A 16714-nucleotide genomic window follows, 5' to 3' on the forward strand; every position below is an offset into this window, starting at 1 on the left:
GGCTCCTCAGGCGGCCTTGCGCATGGAGAGCCGTTCGATCGGATATCGCTCGAGCAGCCGGTCCAGCACATCGGCGCCGACAGCCCCTGCCGGCACGTAGAGCCTGAGTTTCCACGAGACGATCTCCGAAATCAAGCCCATGGCCTTGAGACGCTCGACACCCAGATCATTGAACCCGGTGATCTCGATCCGCCAGTGGTGCATGGCACGGACACGCTGGAGCTTCTGCTCCTGCGCCAGATGCAGCACGGCTTCGCCAGTCATGAGCATCGAAAGCGCTTCCTCGCCGGAGAGCCGTACCGGACCATCGTCATTGGCGACGCTGGCCGCCCAAGCCGGAGATACGCGGCGACCGATGACACGCTCGCCATCATCGCTCTGGAGCCGATAAACGCGCGTCGACTCGTCGGGCAGTCGCTTCCATATCGGCAGCAGCAGGCCGGAAACCATGTGCAGCGTCGAAGTCTCGTGCGTCGGCAGTCCTGCCAGTTCCGCCTTCCACGCCGCGCTGAACGTTTCGCGGCCTACCTCGTCCCACTGGCTCGCCAGCAGCGTTTCCGCCGGAACGATGCTATCGGTCAGCGGCCAGACCAAGCGCAGGCGCGGATGAACCGCGCCATCGTCATCGGTCACGCTGCGCGCCCGGCGCTGGACGGCGCCGCGGCCGGTCTTGCTGTTGACCAGCAGTTTCGCGCCTTTGCCATCGACCATGGCCAGCGCATCCTCGAGCGACAGCGGCGTCAACCGGTCCTTGCGCTCGATGGTCAGAAGCTGCGTCTGCGCGCCCGTGCCCGGATGGGTGTAGATCGGCATGCGGCCGACAATGCGGAAGCTTTCGGCCTGCAGGGTCTCCAGCCCGATTTCATAGCTGCCCGATGCCCGCGCCTGGTCGATCCGGGCGACAAGCAGGCCCTCGAACGCCTCGAACAGAAGGTTCTGCATCGCAACCGTGAGCGCGAGCATGCGGTTGAGGAAGGTGTTGATCCCCGGCAGCTCGTCCTTGAGGCCGCCGTCGCTGTCGAGAAGCGACAGGCCGGTCGCCGCTTCGAAGCGGGCGAGCGAACAGCCTTCGACCTTGCCGCGCGCGAGAAGGATATAGAGCTGGCGCAGCGCATCGCGGGCATACCAGCTTTCGAAATTGTCCTCGGGCCGGAACATGTTCTGCCCGCCGGTCTGGCGCTGGCCGCGGGTGATCGCGCCCAGAGAATCGAGGCGCCGGGCGATGGTCGAGATGAAGCGCTTCTGCGCCTTCACATCGGTCGATACCGGCCGAAACAGCGGCGGCTGCTTCTGATTGGTGCGGTTGGTGCGGCCGAACCCCTGGATCGCGGCGTCGGCTTTCCAGCCCGCTTCGAGCAGGTAATGGACGCGGCGGCGCTGGTTCGCGGCGCCAAGATCGGCATGATAGGATCGGCCCGTTCCACCGGCTTCGGAGAAGACGAGGATGCACTTGGCGTCATTCTGAAAGGCGTCGGTCTCGTGCAGCGCTGCCGACGCGGGACGGTTCTCGACGGCAAAGCGGACCGAGCCGTCCTCATTGTGCCGGGGAACGACGCGGCGTGAACGCCCGGTGACTTCGGCCACCATGTCCGTCCCGAAATGCTGGACGATCTGGTCGAGCGCGCCGGGAACGGGCGGGTGCGCGGCGAGCCGTTCGATCATCGCGTCGCGGCGACGCAGGGCCTCGCGATTGACGACCGGGTTGCCGTCCTCGTCATGGACCGGCCGGGACGAGAGATTGCCATCCCTATCGGTGAACGGCTCGTAGAGCTGCACCGGGAAGCTGTGCTGGAGGTAAGACAGAACGCCGTCGCGCGGTGTGATGTCCACCGAGACGTCATTCCATTCATCGGCCGGGATTTCGGCGAGGCGGCGTTCCTGCAAGGCCTCGCCGGTCGAGACGATCTGCACCACGGCCGCATGGCCTGCTTCCAGATCACGCTCGATGCTGGCGATGACGCTGGGCGTTTGCATGCTGGTGATGAGATGGTTGAAGAAGCGCTGGAGCATTCCCTGATAGGCGGATTTCGCGGCCGCCTTGGCCTGGCGGTTCAAGGTGCCGTGGCTCGCACTGGTGACGCCGGCGGCTTCGAGCGCGTCGTCGAGGTTGTTGTGGATCACCTCGAACGCCGACGCGAAACTGTCATAGATGCGAACCTGCTCGGTCGTGAGCTTGTGTTCGAGCATCTCATATTCGACGCCATTGAAGGATAGCGAGCGGGCGGCATAGAGGCCGAGGGCCTTCAGATCGCGGGCCAGAACCTCCATCGCCGCGACCCCGCCGTTCTCGATCGCGCTGACGAATTCGCCGCGGGTCGCGAAGGGGAAATCCTCGCCACCCCACAGGCCAAGGCGCTGGGCATAAGCAAGGTTCTGCACCGTCGTCGCGCCGGTCGCCGAAACATAGACAATGCGGGCATCGGGCAGGGCATGCTGGAGCCGCAAGCCGGCACGGCCCTGCTGAGAGGGCGCGACATCCCCGCGCTCGCCCTTGCCGCCAGCGGCATTGGCCATGGCGTGCGCTTCATCGAACACGATCACGCCGTCGAAGTCCGGCCCCAGCCATTCGACAATCTGCTCGACCCGTGATTTCTTGCCGCCGCGTTCCTGCGAGCGGAGTGTGGCGTAGGTCGTAAATAGCACGCCCTCCTCGAGCCGAATGTCGCTGCCTTGGCGGAAGCGCGAGAGCGGCGTCACCAGGAGCCGCTCCTGCCCAAGCGCCGACCAGTCGCGCTGCGCATCTTCAAGCAGCCGGTCCGATACCGAGATCCAGACTGCGCGGCGACGACCCTTGAGCCAATTGTCGAGAATGATGCCCGCGACCTGACGCCCCTTGCCCGCGCCGGTGCCGTCGCCCAGGAACCATCCGCGCCGGAATTCCACAGCGTCTTCGGCGTCCTCCGGCGCGGCGGTGACGACATCGAAGGTCGCGTCGACCTTCCATGCGCCCGACAGATGCCCCGAATGTGCTTCGCCCGCATAGATGACGGATTCGAGCTGGGCGTCGGACAATATGCCGAGCGTCACGAGCTGCGGCGGCAGATGCGGGCGGTAGGAGGGCTTGGGCGGCGCGACCGAAGCCATCGCCGCGGACTGAACCAATGGCGTCGGATGCGCGCTCGCAGAGGGGATCGCGATCGACTGGAGCGCATAGGGTTCGTAGATGCTGTCTCCTAGGCGTTCCGCGGGCGGCGTCCAGTCGACGATGTCATAGACCAGTTCGACCGCTTCCTGCTCCGGAGCTGAAGGGCTGGGGGCCGCAGCGACAGTGCGCGTATTCGTCCGCACAGGCGAGGCCGATGCCGTGACCGGTAGGGCCGCGACCGGAGACGGTGTGGTGGGCGCACGGGGCGGAACCTGTGCCTGAACCCAGCCGAGCAGGGTCGCGGTATCCGGGGCAACGCCCGCGCTCGGTGGGAAGATGCAGAGGTCTTCGGCCGGCAGCTTGTCGATTACGGTCAGACGGGTCTCGATCTTCGTGCCATGCTTCGCATAGACCCTGCCGTCGATCGCGGCGGTGAATACGATGCGCCCCGTCTCCTGCAACCGCGCGAAGGCGTCACGCCACGCTGGCGCATCGGGCGCGCAACTTGCCCCGGTGATCGCGACCAGGCGGCCGCCGGGCTCCAGCCGCGCGAGCGCTGAGGCGATATGGCGCAGCGCCGCGTCCTTCATAGTGCGCTCGACATGCGCGACCGCCGAGAAGGGCGGGTTCATCAGCACGACGCTCGGGCGGACGTCGGATGGCAGCCGGTCGTCGATCGAAGCGGCGTCATGGCCCGAGACCGGAACATCCGGAAACAGCAGCCGCAGCAATTCCGCGCGGGTCTCGCCGAGCTCGTTAAGCGTGAGCCTCGCCCGCGCCAGCAGGCCGTGGACGGCGAGCATGCCGGTGCCGGCGGATGGCTCCAGCACCTGATCGCCGGGGCTGATCGAAGCCGCCACGCTGGCGACGAAAGCAAGGCCAGGCGGCGTCGAGAATTGTTGCAGAGCTTGAGAGCTTTCCGAGCGGCGGGTGTGCGTGGGCATCAAAGCGGCGATGCGCTCGATCAGCGCCAGCGCACTCGGTGCCGCGCGGCCGACAATTGCTTGGCCATAACGGCGCAGGAACAGGATTTCGGCGGCCTCGCAGGCGTCGTAGGCGCTTTTCCAGTCCCAGGCGCCTTCGGAATCGCTCGCGCCAAAGGCGCCGGTCACGGCCAAACGGAGCTGTGCCGTATCAATGGCACGCCCGGCCTCGATTACGGGCAGGAGGCTGCGCGCGGCGGCCAGCAGGGCACAGGCACGCGCCGCAAAGCCGGATGCAGCCGCAAGGGGCGCGGCGCGAAGCGCCGCGTCGGAAAGGATGTGGGTCATGAGTGGAGGTCTCCGGGAGAGCGGGAACAGGTGAAGCCCGCCGGATGCTCTCCCTTTTGAGGCCCGGCCGGGTTCCCCCTCCCGGTCAGGACTCTCCCTCTTACCTGACGCATTCTCGATGCCGAGCGTTTGCAACCGCGCCAGTTGCGGAGAGGAAATCAAGTCGATGGAATTTGCATGGACTGGTGCAGGCCGCCCCGGATGCTTACATCATAAGGCAAGGAAATCTGGGCGATTGCACGCGTTCATTGACTGCTAAGGCCTATCGGCTAGAATGGCGGCGGAGCAAAACATGCAGCATATTGGCCGTTACAGCTTCTCGGATCATCAGCGTGCGAAGGAAGCTTCGCGCGCAAGGGATGAGTCTGACCTGCGTAATGGCCATGTTTCGCGCGAAGAACTGCGAGCGGCCAATGGTGTTTTTTCTTCGCTCGATATTGCGGCGTCATCCATCCGCCGCCGGCGTCTGATTGGCCGCTGAGCGCAAGGAGCCCCTGGCTCGAACGACTGTCATCAAGCTCGCCTCCGTTCTCGGACTGGAGGATAATGCGTTTATCGTCGGCGGACAGGCATTGAATCTGTGGGCAGAGCGTTATGCCCTAGGACGCCCCGAGCTGATCGCCTTTGGCCCCTTCACATCCAAGGATCTCGACTATTTCGGTCATCGGCAGGCCGCGAAGAAGCTGGCCGATGCCTTGAACGGAGAAGTCCACTATCCCGGCCCGGACGATCACACGCCAAATTCAGCGGTCGTGACCGCGACCATCGACGGAATCGATCTTGAGATCGATTTTCTCAGTGACGTCATCGGCGTGAAGGCGAATGCCCTCGAACGTGATGCGGTCGAGTTGATCGTGCCGGTACGAGGAAACGGGGTCGACGAACTCGTGCTCCCCGTGATGCATCCGCTGCATTGCCTTCAAAGCCGCGTAGCCAATGTCGTGACTCTCGGCCGTCACGATGATGTCGCGATGCGGCAACTCGCAGCGGCGCCGATCGTGCTGCAGGCCTATATCGACGAGATGCTGGCCGAAGGCGACGTGAAAGAAGCAAAGCTGGTTCTCCAGCGGCTCTTCGAGTTCCTGCGGGGCGACATCGCCGCGCGGAAGTGTCCCGAACTGCCGATGCGCAATCCCGCAGAGATATTCGCTGCATTCCAGCGGGACCGCAGGCTTGATCTGCGATTCCGCTGGTTCAACCTGCGCTCGATGCGACGCACGCTCCGATCAAGGCGCCGTCGGCGCGAGTGATCAATCGCTTGCGCTTCGGGAGGTCGCCGAGGCGCGCTCAGGCGGGCGGGATATAGGCTTCGTAGGGGTTGCCGGGAGCGAGATGACCGAACGGCGTCATCACATAGTCGCCTTCATCGCGGCCCACGGCGCAGATTACAAAGCGGGTCTCGCCGCTTTCCACCTCGGTGCATTCCATCAGCGCCAGATCGCCCGCCTTGGCAGCTTTCACCAGCGTCTCGAAATTGGCGCGGGCGTAATCAGGGATTGCCATAACCGATCTCCCCGTTGGCCTGAGCTTCCTTGTAGAAGCGGTCGAACAGCGTGTTGGTCGATTCCGAACGGATGGCCTCGGCGGTGATCAGCATGGCGAGGCCGCCGAAGCCATCGACCCGCATCTTCGAACAGGTGAAGGCCATGGTCACCGTCAGATGATCGAGGTCTGGCGAGCGGCGCACGATGTCCTGCAGCACGTCGGCCCAGATGTCGCCGCACATGTCGAGTTCAATGTCATCCTCGCCAAGAATCGCATCGGGCTGCTCGTCGAGCAGCTTTTGCGCAAGACGGCTGGTGTCGGGCTTGGCCGCATCGAGGGCTGCCCGGACGTCGCCAACGGGCATGAAGATAAGGTCGTTGGCACCGTCCTCGCTGTAGTAATAGGCAGTATCGTCAGCGATTTCCTCATCGAACACCTGTGCAAGGAACAGGCGTTCGATCGGCAGCATGGCGCTGAGCGGAATAAATGGTTCGACCACGGTCGGAGTGTAATAGTCGGCCATCATCTGGCTCCTTGATATGTTTTGCCCCCCGGCGATGGGCGCCGAGGGCGGTGGTTTGTTTGACAATGTGCGGTTGCCGTTTGTCAGGCAGCGACGGCCTCGAACGGATCGACGTCGCGGTGGATCGGCTGTGCGCGGCCCATCCAGGGCTCGGGCCGGATGCAGCGGACCCAGTCGGCGAAGCTCGGGATGAACCCCAGATCTTCCCGAATGTGCTGCTCCCCAATCAGGCGAACGGGGACGACGCGGCCCGTCGAGATGGTGATCGTCGCGCCGAAGAAGCGTTCGAGCATGAAGATGCCCTCGGCGTGATGACGCAGTGCGCGATGCCGGAAATCCGCGGTGATCGCCTTGGATTCATCGAACCACTGGTGGAGCGGCAGATAGTCTTCCGGCTCGCCGCCCCATTTGCGGACCGAGGAAAGCGCATGGTGATAGCAATGTCCCATCATCGCCTCCTCACCATTCGTGCGCGTGGTTTTCGGACGAGGTGAACCGCTCATTATAGTCGAGCGTGATCGTCCCGGCGGTCACGTCGAAGGTGAACTCGCCATAGGCGCCATCATTATTCTCCCATCCGCAATGCGTCTGGCGCAGCAGGTCATAGGCGAGGTTCTCGATCGCCTCGCTTGCCGACAGGTAATTGGCGACTGGCTGGCCGGCGCCGTAGTCCAGCATCCTCACTTCAACGGCACCGCCGGACAATTCGGCCGGCTGATCGCCGATGAAGGCGGCGACATCCTCGATCTGGCCACTATCGCCATAGCCGTCGAAGGTGACGGTTACGAGCGTGATGCCCGCCGAAGCGAGGCGGGCGAACAGCCGTGCCTTGTTTTCGGGAACGAGCTTTGCGGCGTCGGCTTCCCACTGCGAGAAACGTTGCATGATTGCCGCCATGTCGAGGGCGGGCTGGGTTGCGTCCGTCATTGCGGATCTCCTGAAAGGCAAAAGCCCGACGCGGAGGTCGGGCTTTTGGGGATTGACGAAAACAGGGTGAATGGCGCCGCCGGGTCATTCCCGAAGGCCACCGGAGGCGATGTCGGCGATCCATTCGACCGCCTCGTCGAAATCCGCGTCGTCGTCCTCGACCTGCCGCGCGAGGGCGATGGCGCCGGGGCGGCCAAGCTGCCCAAGCCGCTGGAGCGCAAGCAGCAACACGGGCGCCAGTTCATCCGCCGTCGCGGTGTCGATCTGGGAAGTTCGCATCATATGACTCCTGAAAATGCGAAAGCCCGACGCGAAATGCGCCGGGCTCGAATGATGAAGGGAGGATGGACGGGACGGCCGAAACCGCCCCGCCCGGATGTCAGGCCGCTGCCGCGATGCCTTCACCGCCGTTATCGACCGGCGGCGCATCGTCATCGAGAAAGGCGGGTAGTTCGGCGGTTTCGGTTTCCGCTGCCGGATCATCGGCAGGTGCATCGAGCAGTTCGGGCGTTCGCATCGGCTCGGGAAGCCAACCCGAATCCTCCAGCAGCCGTTCGGCCTCGTTCGCCATGTCGCCCTTCTTCAGATGATCGATCATCTCGGCGAACTTCGGTCCCTTTGCCTCGGCGACGTCGGCAAGGATGCGCGGCTTGGTCACGCTGCGGAAATAGCCCTCGACCGTCGGACGCCAGCCCGCGCCGACCAGATCGAGGCCGACAGCTCGCGCCAGGACATGGCTATGCGCGATACGCCGCTCGATGCTGTGCTTCGAGATGCGGCCGTTGTCATACTTCGGCACCACCTCATGCTGCGCGTTCAATGCCTGCGAGGCGCAGTGCGCGAACAGCGCCGCCTGTTCGGCCCCGTCGAACTGGAGCAGCGCGTCCCACAGCTCCTTGTCGCTGTCCGGCAGCCGGTCGGCCCAGCGCTTGTGGCGCTCAGCAATCGCCTTGACCGGTGCGCTGTCGCGCAAGCCCGATGGCGAAAAACCGAACGACACCTTGCTGAGCGACAGTTCCAGGCAGGATTCGCGACTGTAGGTGTAGAAGGTGCTGAGCACTAATGCGTGCAGCACCGCCGCGAAGGCCGTGGACGGATTCTGCGCGAACGCGTCCTGTAGGGCAAGCGTGCGCCAGGCGGTCAGTTCAGCGACGAGGCGATCGGGAAGGGGCTTGAGGATTTCACCATCCTCCTCGTCATCCCCGCCAGATGCCGCGCCGATCGGCACGACATTGGTCTCGGCCGTGCCAGCCAGCGTATCGCCTTCCTCTCCGGCAGAGGCGCCGCCGACGCCGCAAACGGCATCGGCTTCACCGTCTTCGCCCTCGATGACCGGCTCATCCTCAGGACGGACATAGCCGCGCTCGACGCAGAGCGATCCATCGACCTCGATCGACACGAACACGCCGGCCCGCGCCATCTCTTGCGCGTCGAAGGTCAGCGGTCGCTCGACCAGCGCGCCGATCTCCGCATCGATGGCAGCAATACGTTCATGCACCTCGTCCGGTACGTCCGGATCGTCGGACCACTCCGCTTCGATCTTCTCGGCTTCGGTTTCCAGCGCTGCGAGCCGCGCATCCTCTTCGGGAGTGCGCGGGACTGGCACGCCGTCGATCTCGCGCAGGCCGTTAGTAACACCCCAAGGCAGGTCGACGGCGGTCGCGACCCACTTCCAGCCCTCGGCGCCGATCTTCTCGCCTTCGACCTGGAGTTTTTCGGCGACCAGTCGGTCGAGGAGCGCGGGATCGGTCAGCCAGCCGCCATCGTCCTCCTCGAACAGGTCGCGCATTACGCCGCCACCGGCTTCGACATAGGCCTCGACCCCGACAAACCGCACCCGCTTATCGGCGACGCGCACGCTGTTCTCGGTCAGCTTCTGCCGGATGTAGGCGCCCGACCGGTTGTAGCTGTGGGCGAGCAGCTCCCAGACCTGCTCCTGGCGCTCATGGTCGTCGGAGACGGAAAAGGCCATGAGCTGCTCCAGCGTCATGCCGTCCTCGGCATAGACCTCGTGCAGCTTGGGTGAGACCTTCGCGAGCTTCAGCCGCTGGCTCACGACCGCCGGCGTCACGAGGAAGTGTGCGGCGATCGATTCGATATCCTGGCCCTTGTCCACCATCTCCCGCATGGCACGGAACTGGTCGAGAGGGTGAAGCTGCTCGCGGAAGGTGTTTTCCGCGTAGCTGTCTTCTTCGGCGGAGATCACGTCGTTGGCTGCCTTGACGACGCAGGGAATGGGCGCGTCCTTCGCGAGCCGCTTCTGCTTCACCAGCAGCTCGAGCGCCCGGAACCGCCGGCCTCCGGCCGGCACCTCGAACTGGCCGGTCTCCTCGCCTTCCGCGTCGAGTATGGGCCGCACGTTGAGGCTCTGGAGCAGCGTGCGGCGGACGATGTCCTCCGCCAGTTCGCCGATCGATACGCCGGCCTTCACCCGGCGGACATTGGATTGGGACAGATGCAGGCGGTCGAACGGAATGTCGCGCGAGCCGCTGAGGACGAGCTTCTGGGGCGCTTTGGCCATGGGACTTCTCCATGACGGACCGCCGCGAGACTCTCTCCCGGCTCCAAGCCCGTCATGAAGCCACGGGCTTCCCTCTCCCTCTCAAGGCCTGCCAAAGGCAGGCCGGAACGCGGCCCGACGCTCCGCTACCGCCGGTCGGCATCAATGCTCTTGCCATTAAGTTCACTATTTGTTCTCATGTCGGCATGGAACGAATCGAACGACAGGAATTGTCCGCCATCCTGCTGGCGGCGCCCGGATGGGCGCGCGTCGGCCTGACGATGCCTGACGAGCGGATGCGCGAGCGGGCTGCCGATGCACTGGCGGCAACGATCATCGCGAAGCTCGACGGATCATCCCCTCCCGACGTGAACCAGCTCAACCTTCCACTGTGAGCGGAGATGTGGGCCGCGCCGTGACGTCGAAGACGCCACGGCGAACGTCGAAACGCTCGGAGAAAGTGACGACATTAGTGCGACCCTCGCGATCGACCTGCGTGAAGCGCAGCATGTCGCCTTTCAGGATTTCGATCGTCACCGGCGGCAGTTCGTCGCGGGGATCGTGGAAGGTCATGCGGTTCCTGGGCATGGGGCGACTCCAAAACTGCGACCCATGACATAGTAGATGATCGGCACCCACGCTTCCCCCACAAGCCTTGTCGCTGTCCACAATATTGCACTATATAAGGACAAAAGGAGGCGCGCATGAACAAGCCGATCACGCTCAATGTCCGGATTAGTGGCGCGCTGGGCGAGTTCGTCGCGGCCAATGTCGGCGATCAGGGCGCCTATGAGAATGTCAGCGAATATGTGCGCGACTTGATCCGACGCGACAAGGAGAGGAGCGAGGCGGAGCAGTTCCAACGCCTGAAAGCGGAACTGACGCGCGCCTTCGCTGCCCCCGAAGACAGCTATGACGCATTGGATGCCGAGGCCGTGATCGCCCGCAATCGCCGGGCGTGACATGACAGCATTCCGTGTTTCGGCAATCGCGAGCCGGCGGCTCGACGAGATTTTTGTCTATTCGCTCGACACATGGGGCCAGGAGCAGGCCGAAACCTATATCCGTGAGTTGTTTGCCTGCTTCGACCGGATCGCGCGCCGCGAATTGCTCTGGCGCGCGATACCGGCCGAATTCAGCGTCGATGGTTATTATTGCCGCCACGAACATCACTACGTCTATTGGCGGCTGCTCGCCGATGGCGATGTCGGGATCGTCACTATCCTGCACGAGCGCATGCACCAGATGGACCGTTTCCGCGAGGATGATGGCGCTTGAGATCGCTCGCCGGCGATCGGCGTTATGGTGACAGCGTGCTCGCGCCCGGCGCCGATCCCCGGTGGAGGATGTGTTCACCCTCGACCAGCGATCCGGCGCGGGAAGCGGCCTCGGCATAGACCGAGAGCGGAAACCTACCCTCGAAGAGGACATCGCGCTCGATTCCGAGACCAAAGGGAAGCTGGATTGATTCCAGTTCTTCCAGCGCAAAGCTCCCTAATTCCGGACAGCCGAAGCCAAGATCGGCGAGGCCGAAGAGGATACCGTCCTCATCCAGTTCCGTGGCAAGCCATGTGGCGGGGCCAAGGGGATTGAAGAAGCGGACCACCGGCACCGGGTCGGGTGCGGGTTCACTGCGGCGGAGCGCCTCACAGCGGGCGCGGTGGTTGGCGCGCAGTTGGTCGCGCAATTCTTGTGTGAGGAGGATCATGCCGCCAACTCCTCCGCCTGGGGCTGCTGGGCATGCATCCAGTCGGCGGCCGCCTGGGCCTTGCTGGCCGCGGTGAAGATGGCGCGTGCGTCATCTTTTAGCGCTCGCAACCACGAGGCAACGTAAGCGGCGTGATCGGGACGCGGGTGATGGGCAATGCCGAGGTCTGCGAGGACAAACGAAGCGGTCAGTTCGGCGCAAATCTCCTCGATTGCGAGACTGTCGCGCTTGAAGCGCTCCTTGAAGTTGCGATCGAGCCGGTGTTCCGCCCCAACCGCATGGGCAGCTTCATGTAATAGCGTGCCCGTGAAATGGGCAGCATCCTCGAACGCCGAGAAGGGTGGCATGAAAATCTGATCGAGATCGATGCGGTAATGCGCGTCATATGCACCGTATGTGATGGGAATGCGCAAGGCGTCGAAGAAGGCATCGGCGTGCGTAAATCGTTCGTTCTCGGGCAGAACTACGACTAGAGCCGGCTCATATCCATCCACTTGGGCGAGGTTGAACACGGTGAAGGCGCGAGCGAACATACGTCCTGACCCTGCTTCGCCATCGTCATGGTCGTCGTCGGCACGCGACGCAGCCTGCTTCCAGAACACGACCGTGGTGCCACGCTCTCCCTTGCGCACCTGGGCTCCGAGCGAAGCCCATTGGCGGTAGGTGCCCCACAGGCCACTGGAATATGCGCTGGCTTCCGCGGCGATCCACAGCGCCAGCACGTTGACGCCTCGGTACTTCCTGCGAGAGATCACGTTCTGCGGCCTGGTAATGGCTGTGCCATCGTGATGCCAGGGCATACGCCAGTTTCCGGCGCCGGCTTCGATGGCGGAAATTATCTCGGCGGTGATGCGCGAATAGACGTCGGCACGCGCGGCCGATCCGTTGGTGCGGGTCATGGCAGGTCTCCATGACGGGCCGACGGCGAGCCTCTCTCGCCGTGCTGAACCCGTCACGGCCAACCGGCCGCACTTTTCCTCTGGCGGGGCGTTACGGGGCGGCAGCCCCGTTCGAAGGGGTCCGGGGAGACGAGGAACGCGGCTCACCGGCAGGGGAAGACATTCCCCTCCAGACTCAGAAAGACCTGCGCCAAGGAACGCCATTCAACGCCAGATTAGGAGGGGTCGGTGGTCGCCCGGTGGTCGCCCGCAGCGTTCGGCGCGAATTTGGGCTTCCTGCGAACCCCTCTAATCGATTGATTTTTCTAGAAAATCTGGAGCGGGCGAAGGGATTCGAACCCTCGACCCCAACCTTGGCAAGGTTGTGCTCTACCCCTGAGCTACGCCCGCTCTGGCGGCTGGCGTCCGGGTGGGGCCAGCGGGTGAGGCGGGCGATTAGCACCGGCCTTTTGACTCGGCAAGCCCTGATTGCGCATTTTCGCCGAAGGGTTGGCATATCGCCTGCAAATCCCACATAAGCGGAACATGAGTCCTTTTCGTCCGCGCGAAAAGGGCGCCAATCGAAACAGGAGCACCCCCTTTGTGGCCACTCTCGGTCTGAATCCGCAGGACAAGGAAGCCGTCGAAGCCTTCCGCCGCGATGTCGTCGAGCCATCGATGACCAGCCTCGTCATCCTCGATTTCTGGGCCGAATGGTGCGGGCCGTGCAAGCAGCTTGCCCCGGTGCTCGAAAAGGTCGCCGCCGACTATGCCGACAGGGGCGTGGTGCTGGCGAAGGTCGATGTCGATGCGAATCGGTTCATCGCCAGCCAGTTCCAGGTCCAGTCGATCCCGACCGTCTATGCGATTTTCCAGGGCCAGCCGGTCGCGAACCTGACCAATGCGCGCAGCGAAAGCCAGCTTAAAGCGATGCTTGACCAGCTGCTCGCACAGCTGCCGATCGAAAGCGCCACCAAGGATCGCGCGGTCGAGATCGCACCGCTCCTCGAGATGGGAGAGAATGTGCTCGCCGAGGGCGACGGCGCGCGCGCTACGAGCATCTTTGGCCAGATCGCCGAAATCGCGCCCGACAATGCCGCGGCGCACGGCGGCCTGATCCGCGCGATGCTGCTCGCGGGCGACGTCGCGGGCGCGCAGGCGGTGCTCGACGCGCTGCCGGCCGAAATGGCGGACGACCCGGCGATCGCGCAGGCAAAAAGCGCGCTCGCCCTGGCCGCCGATGCCCCCGATTCGGGCGAGCTTGCGGCGCTCGAAGCCGCGGTCGCCGCAAATCCCGACGACCATCAGGCGCGGTTCGACCTTGCCGCGGCGCAGATCGGCGTGGGGCAGCGCGATGCCGCCGCCGACAATCTGCTTCACATCATCGCCGCCGACCGCGATTGGCAGGAGGGCGGGGCGCGCGCCAAATTGCTCGCGCTGTTCGAGGCCGTCGGGCTGGAGGACGCCTGGGTTTCGGCGCAGCGTCGTCGCCTGTCGCTGATCCTGTTCGGGTGATGAGCGCTACCGCGCCCCTCACGATTCAGCGGATCGCCATCTTTCCGCTCACCGGCGCGGTGCTGTTTCCGGGGCTGCACCTGCCGCTCCATATCTTCGAGCCGCGCTATTCGGCGATGGTGCAGGAGGTGCTGGCGCGCGACCGCCAGATCGGAATGATCCAGCCGCGCCAGATCCCCGGCGAAGAGGATCGCGAGCCGCCCGCGCTTTACAATGTCGGCTGTGTCGGCCGCATCGTCGATGTCGAGGCGCTCGATGAAGGGCGCTTCAACCTGGTGCTGGAGGGCGTGGCGCGCTTTCGCGTCCGCCGCGAGCTCGACGTCACGACGCCGTTCCGGCAGGTCGAGGCCGAAATCGAGCTGGAGGCCGAGGATGACGCCGTGCTGGCGAGCATCGAACGCGCGAGCCTTGAGCGCGAGGCCAAACGGTTCGCCGCGCGGCAGGGCTATGTCGTCGACTGGGATTCGGTCGGCCAGCTCGACGACGCAACACTGGTCAACGGAATCGCGCAGGTCGCGCCCTTCGACGCCGCGGCGAAGCAGGCGTTGCTCGAGGCGACCCCGATCGATGCCCGCGCCGAGCTGGTGATCCAGCTGATGCAGTTCTTCGGCCGCTTCGACAGTGACGACGGGCGAGCGACCTTGCAATAAGCCCGTGTCAATGCGCACCTGGCGGCGCGGCGTGGCGCACCATGTCGGCGAGCGCGCGGCGCACGATATGCCGGTCGCTTTCGCGCAGGCGTTCGCGCGTCTCGCTCGCCGCGAGATGGCGGCGCACCAGCGCGCATTCGGCCGCGAGGCGCGCCGCGGCGCGGCCGTCATCGCCGCGCAGCGCCTGGCGGCGGCGGCTGGCCCAATCGCGCACCAGCCGGTCGGCGGCGCGCGCAGCGAGATGATCCGCCGCGGCGCGTTCGGTCGCCGGTTCGGCGTCACCGTCGACGAGGCAGTCGTCCGCACCCGCCGCTTGCAGCGCATCGAGCGACAGCGTTGCCGCCGCGCGCCGCCGCTCCGCGCTCCGCTGATCGCCGTGCAGCCGGTGGCGGAGCGCCTGAAGCTCGGCGCGGACCTGCCAGTTCACATAGGTGGTGAAGCGCGCCCGCGCCGGATCATAACGCTCGGCGGCGCGGTGGAGCGCGATTGCGCACACCTGCGCCGCGTCCTCGGCGACGTCGGAAAGGCCATAGGCGCGGGTGAAATAACGGATGCGGGGAGCGAGCAGCGCGGCAAGGCGCGCAAAGCAGCGGTCCGCCAGCGCCCGCGCGCGCGGGCCCGGTGCGGCCTCCAGCACGGTTCGCGCGTGGATATAATCGGATACCGCTGTTTCGAGCGTGTTGCTTTTCGCCGACATGGCGCGTCCTCATCCTGGCCGCGACGTCGTGGCCGCAGGGCCGGGATAGGCAATCATGCTTAGTGGCGGACTACCGGAGACCCAGGTAAAAATACCTACACAAGCCCCGCTCGACACGAACGGAAAAGGCGCGCGCCCCTTGGGTCCTGACCCTAAACTTCCGCTCCCGCCAGCAAACGCGGCAGGGCGCCCGCTTCGCCGCGCGCTTCGTCCATGAAGAAACGTTTGAGCATCGGCATTCGCTGCACCGCGCCCAGCCCGGTGCGGCGCACCGCGGCGGCAGCGCGGCCGGGGATGCCGAACAGGCGCGTGAGCCCGTCGGTGGCGAGGCTGACCATCAGATTGTCGAGCCCGCGCCAGCGCTGGTAACGCGCGAGCAGCGCGGCGTCGCCGAGGTCGAGGCCGAGCCGCGCGCCCTCGACGAGCACTTCGGTCAGCGCGGCAACGTCGCGCAGGCCAAGGTTCAGCCCCTGCCCAGCAATCGGATGGATGCCGTGCGCGGCGTCGCCGACGAGCGCGACGCGCGTCGCAACGATCGACGCGCTGTGGTGGAAACCAAGCGGATAGGTCATCCGCGGCGCAACGAGCTGCATCGCGCCGAGCACGCCGCCCGCGCGCTTTTCCAGTTCGGCAGTGAAACCGCGGTCGCCGAGCCTGGCAAAGCCGGGGCCGTCCTTTTCGGACACCGTCCAGACAAAGGCCGAGCGATGCCGCCCCTCCGCATCGTCGACAAGCGGCAGCAGCGCGAACGGCCCCGACGGATAGAAGATTTCGTGCGCCACGTTCGCGTGCGGCCGTTCATGTGCAACAGCGCCGATCATCGCATGATGGTGATAGGACCAGTTCGCGATGTGAAAACCCGCGGCGTCGCGGGTCGGCGAACGGCGGCCTTCGGCAACGATCAGCAGCGGAGCGGCGAGCCTTGTTCCATCGGCGAGGGTGAGCGTGACGCCATGCGCGTCGATCACGCGCGAGGCGACGGCAGCCGGCATCATCCGCCGCACCAGCGGCGCTTCGGCCAGCGCCGCGGCGAGCGCGATGCGAAGCTGGCGATTCTCGACCATCGTGCCGAGCGGCGGATCGCCTTCGGCGGTGACGAAATCGAGATCACCGCCGCGGCCGCTGTCGGGGGCGCCGTCGCCGACCTTGATCGCGCGGATCGCGCAGCCATGGCCAGTCAGGCGATCGGCGATGCCCAGCACCTCGAACATCTGCCACGTCGCGCTGGCAATCGCCGAGGCCCGGCCGTCGAAGCCCGGCGCGATCGAAGCAACCGGATCGGCGGGATCGACGACCTGGACCGACAGGCCGTGATGCGCGAGCGCGAGGGCGAGCGTCTGGCCGACGAGCCCGCCGCCCGAAATCAGGACATCGCTGCGCAATGGATCGCTCATACTGTCGCCCTAGCGCGCGGCGAAGCGGTTGGAAAGGGCGCACACCGCCCGGCCCCGCGCTTGACGGCGACTCCCCCCCGT

At 65.2% G+C, this 16714-nt stretch carries 19 protein-coding genes and 1 tRNA gene; 7 read left to right on the forward strand and 13 right to left on the reverse strand.

The annotated features are described in order from the left end of the window. Positions 1-6 precede the first annotated feature (6 nt). Positions 7-4356 (reverse strand): strawberry notch-like NTP hydrolase domain-containing protein, encoded by a 4350-nt coding sequence (locus SALA_RS13470; protein WP_041383382.1) that lies wholly within the window; start codon positions 4354-4356, stop codon positions 7-9. A 274-nt stretch (positions 4357-4630) separates the two neighbouring features. Here SALA_RS13470 and SALA_RS13475 point away from each other — a divergent pair, with 274 nt between their 5' ends. Together SALA_RS13475 and SALA_RS13480 are read left to right on the forward strand one after the other, a co-directional pair. Then, on the forward strand, positions 4631-4837 hold the full coding sequence (locus SALA_RS13475) for a hypothetical protein (protein ID WP_041383383.1): 207 nt from the start codon (positions 4631-4633) through the stop codon (positions 4835-4837). Further along, entirely contained in the window at positions 4827-5606 is a 780-nt protein-coding gene (locus SALA_RS13480; RefSeq protein WP_011542923.1) for a hypothetical protein, read from the forward strand. Before SALA_RS13475 ends, SALA_RS13480 begins: the two co-directional genes overlap by 11 nt. A gap of 37 nt (positions 5607-5643) precedes the next feature. Here SALA_RS13480 and SALA_RS13485 read toward each other — a convergent pair whose 3' ends face one another. The 6 genes from SALA_RS13485 to SALA_RS13510 all read right to left on the reverse strand — a co-directional run bounded on the left by SALA_RS13485 (position 5644) and on the right by SALA_RS13510 (position 9812). Continuing rightward, positions 5644-5859, reverse strand: a complete 216-nt coding sequence (locus tag SALA_RS13485; protein ID WP_011542924.1) for a DUF6117 family protein — start codon at positions 5857-5859, stop codon at positions 5644-5646. After that, complete coding sequence (locus SALA_RS13490; RefSeq protein WP_041383384.1) at positions 5846-6364, reverse strand: hypothetical protein; 519 nt, start codon at positions 6362-6364, stop codon at positions 5846-5848. Before SALA_RS13490 ends, SALA_RS13485 begins: the two co-directional genes overlap by 14 nt. An 83-nt stretch (positions 6365-6447) precedes the next feature. Further along, on the reverse strand, positions 6448-6813 hold the full coding sequence (locus tag SALA_RS13495; RefSeq protein ID WP_011542926.1) for a DUF6915 family protein: 366 nt from the start codon (positions 6811-6813) through the stop codon (positions 6448-6450). 10 nt (positions 6814-6823) lie between these two features. After that, positions 6824-7291 (reverse strand): DUF6878 family protein, encoded by a 468-nt coding sequence (locus tag SALA_RS13500; protein ID WP_011542927.1) that lies wholly within the window; start codon positions 7289-7291, stop codon positions 6824-6826. Between the two features lie 84 nt (positions 7292-7375). After that, the gene (locus SALA_RS13505) at positions 7376-7573 is read right to left on the reverse strand and encodes a hypothetical protein (RefSeq protein WP_237700881.1); all 198 of its coding nucleotides are present in this window, start codon (positions 7571-7573) and stop codon (positions 7376-7378) included. A 97-nt stretch (positions 7574-7670) separates the two neighbouring features. Further along, a complete protein-coding gene (locus SALA_RS13510; protein WP_011542929.1) occupies positions 7671-9812 on the reverse strand; it encodes a ParB/RepB/Spo0J family partition protein in 2142 nt (713 codons plus the stop codon). 11 nt (positions 9813-9823) lie between these two features. Here SALA_RS13510 and SALA_RS17545 point away from each other — a divergent pair, with 11 nt between their 5' ends. Beyond that, positions 9824-10186 carry a DUF6771 family protein gene (locus SALA_RS17545; protein ID WP_011542930.1) on the forward strand — a complete coding sequence of 121 codons (363 nt, stop codon included), beginning with the start codon at positions 9824-9826 and terminating at the stop codon, positions 10184-10186. On the opposite strand, the gene SALA_RS13520 is transcribed toward SALA_RS17545, so the two are convergent. Then, a complete protein-coding gene (locus SALA_RS13520) occupies positions 10170-10379 on the reverse strand; it encodes a hypothetical protein (protein WP_153802711.1) in 210 nt (69 codons plus the stop codon). The two genes, SALA_RS17545 and SALA_RS13520, sit on opposite strands and share 17 nt — an antisense overlap. 116 nt (positions 10380-10495) lie before the next feature. Between SALA_RS13520 and SALA_RS13525 the strand changes: the two genes are divergently transcribed. Together SALA_RS13525 and SALA_RS13530 are read left to right on the forward strand one after the other, a co-directional pair. Beyond that, positions 10496-10753, forward strand: a complete 258-nt coding sequence (locus SALA_RS13525; protein ID WP_011542931.1) for a ribbon-helix-helix domain-containing protein — start codon at positions 10496-10498, stop codon at positions 10751-10753. 1 nt (position 10754) lies between these two features. Then, on the forward strand, positions 10755-11069 hold the full coding sequence (locus SALA_RS13530) for a type II toxin-antitoxin system RelE/ParE family toxin (RefSeq protein WP_011542932.1): 315 nt from the start codon (positions 10755-10757) through the stop codon (positions 11067-11069). Between the two features lie 22 nt (positions 11070-11091). Here the strand turns inward: SALA_RS13530 and SALA_RS13535 are convergent, their stop codons facing one another. The 3 genes from SALA_RS13535 to SALA_RS13545 all read right to left on the reverse strand — a co-directional run bounded on the left by SALA_RS13535 (position 11092) and on the right by SALA_RS13545 (position 12788). After that, on the reverse strand, positions 11092-11499 hold the full coding sequence (locus tag SALA_RS13535) for a DUF2958 domain-containing protein (protein WP_011542933.1): 408 nt from the start codon (positions 11497-11499) through the stop codon (positions 11092-11094). Further along, positions 11496-12398: an ArdC family protein gene (locus SALA_RS13540; protein WP_011542934.1), complete on the reverse strand. Its 903-nt coding sequence runs from the start codon at positions 12396-12398 to the stop codon at positions 11496-11498. The genes SALA_RS13535 and SALA_RS13540 overlap by 4 nt, the downstream gene beginning before the upstream one ends. Before the next feature lie 315 nt (positions 12399-12713). Beyond that, positions 12714-12788: transfer RNA gene (locus tag SALA_RS13545), tRNA-Gly, on the reverse strand. A 192-nt stretch (positions 12789-12980) separates the two neighbouring features. On the opposite strand from SALA_RS13545, the gene SALA_RS13550 reads away from it, so the two are divergent. Next, positions 12981-13892 (forward strand): tetratricopeptide repeat protein, encoded by a 912-nt coding sequence (locus SALA_RS13550; protein ID WP_011542935.1) that lies wholly within the window; start codon positions 12981-12983, stop codon positions 13890-13892. Beyond that, on the forward strand, positions 13892-14542 hold the full coding sequence (locus SALA_RS13555; RefSeq protein WP_011542936.1) for an LON peptidase substrate-binding domain-containing protein: 651 nt from the start codon (positions 13892-13894) through the stop codon (positions 14540-14542). The genes SALA_RS13550 and SALA_RS13555 overlap by 1 nt, the downstream gene beginning before the upstream one ends. 7 nt (positions 14543-14549) lie before the next feature. Here SALA_RS13555 and SALA_RS13560 read toward each other — a convergent pair whose 3' ends face one another. After that, entirely contained in the window at positions 14550-15239 is a 690-nt protein-coding gene (locus SALA_RS13560; RefSeq protein ID WP_011542937.1) for a sigma factor, read from the reverse strand. 152 nt (positions 15240-15391) lie between these two features. After that, a complete protein-coding gene (locus tag SALA_RS13565) occupies positions 15392-16633 on the reverse strand; it encodes an FAD-dependent monooxygenase (RefSeq protein WP_011542938.1) in 1242 nt (413 codons plus the stop codon). Between the last annotated feature and the right edge of the window lie 81 nt (positions 16634-16714).

Origin of the sequence: Sphingopyxis alaskensis RB2256 (genome assembly GCF_000013985.1) — a bacterium.
Classification (GTDB): Bacteria; Pseudomonadota; Alphaproteobacteria; order Sphingomonadales; family Sphingomonadaceae; genus Sphingopyxis; species Sphingopyxis alaskensis.

Excerpts from the sequence above, each read along its gene's own strand:
- SALA_RS13510 (WP_011542929.1), bottom strand. The coding sequence starts at position 9,812 with ATGGCCAAAGCGCCCCAGAAGCTCGTCCTCAGCGGCTCGCGCGACATT.
- SALA_RS17545 (WP_011542930.1), top strand. The coding sequence starts at position 9,824 with ATGACGGACCGCCGCGAGACTCTCTCCCGGCTCCAAGCCCGTCATGAA.
- SALA_RS13520 (WP_153802711.1), bottom strand. The coding sequence starts at position 10,379 with ATGCCCAGGAACCGCATGACCTTCCACGATCCCCGCGACGAACTGCCG.
- SALA_RS13530 (WP_011542932.1), top strand. The coding sequence starts at position 10,755 with ATGACAGCATTCCGTGTTTCGGCAATCGCGAGCCGGCGGCTCGACGAG.
- SALA_RS13475 (WP_041383383.1), top strand. The coding sequence starts at position 4,631 with ATGGCGGCGGAGCAAAACATGCAGCATATTGGCCGTTACAGCTTCTCG.
- SALA_RS13540 (WP_011542934.1), bottom strand. The coding sequence starts at position 12,398 with ATGACCCGCACCAACGGATCGGCCGCGCGTGCCGACGTCTATTCGCGC.
- SALA_RS13525 (WP_011542931.1), top strand. The coding sequence starts at position 10,496 with ATGAACAAGCCGATCACGCTCAATGTCCGGATTAGTGGCGCGCTGGGC.
- SALA_RS13535 (WP_011542933.1), bottom strand. The coding sequence starts at position 11,499 with ATGATCCTCCTCACACAAGAATTGCGCGACCAACTGCGCGCCAACCAC.
- SALA_RS13490 (WP_041383384.1), bottom strand. The coding sequence starts at position 6,364 with ATGGCCGACTATTACACTCCGACCGTGGTCGAACCATTTATTCCGCTC.
- SALA_RS13565 (WP_011542938.1), bottom strand. The coding sequence starts at position 16,633 with ATGAGCGATCCATTGCGCAGCGATGTCCTGATTTCGGGCGGCGGGCTC.
- SALA_RS13500 (WP_011542927.1), bottom strand. The coding sequence starts at position 7,291 with ATGACGGACGCAACCCAGCCCGCCCTCGACATGGCGGCAATCATGCAA.
- SALA_RS13560 (WP_011542937.1), bottom strand. The coding sequence starts at position 15,239 with ATGTCGGCGAAAAGCAACACGCTCGAAACAGCGGTATCCGATTATATC.
- SALA_RS13470 (WP_041383382.1), bottom strand. The coding sequence starts at position 4,356 with ATGACCCACATCCTTTCCGACGCGGCGCTTCGCGCCGCGCCCCTTGCG.
- SALA_RS13485 (WP_011542924.1), bottom strand. The coding sequence starts at position 5,859 with ATGGCAATCCCTGATTACGCCCGCGCCAATTTCGAGACGCTGGTGAAA.
- SALA_RS13505 (WP_237700881.1), bottom strand. The coding sequence starts at position 7,573 with ATGATGCGAACTTCCCAGATCGACACCGCGACGGCGGATGAACTGGCG.
- SALA_RS13495 (WP_011542926.1), bottom strand. The coding sequence starts at position 6,813 with ATGGGACATTGCTATCACCATGCGCTTTCCTCGGTCCGCAAATGGGGC.
- SALA_RS13555 (WP_011542936.1), top strand. The coding sequence starts at position 13,892 with ATGAGCGCTACCGCGCCCCTCACGATTCAGCGGATCGCCATCTTTCCG.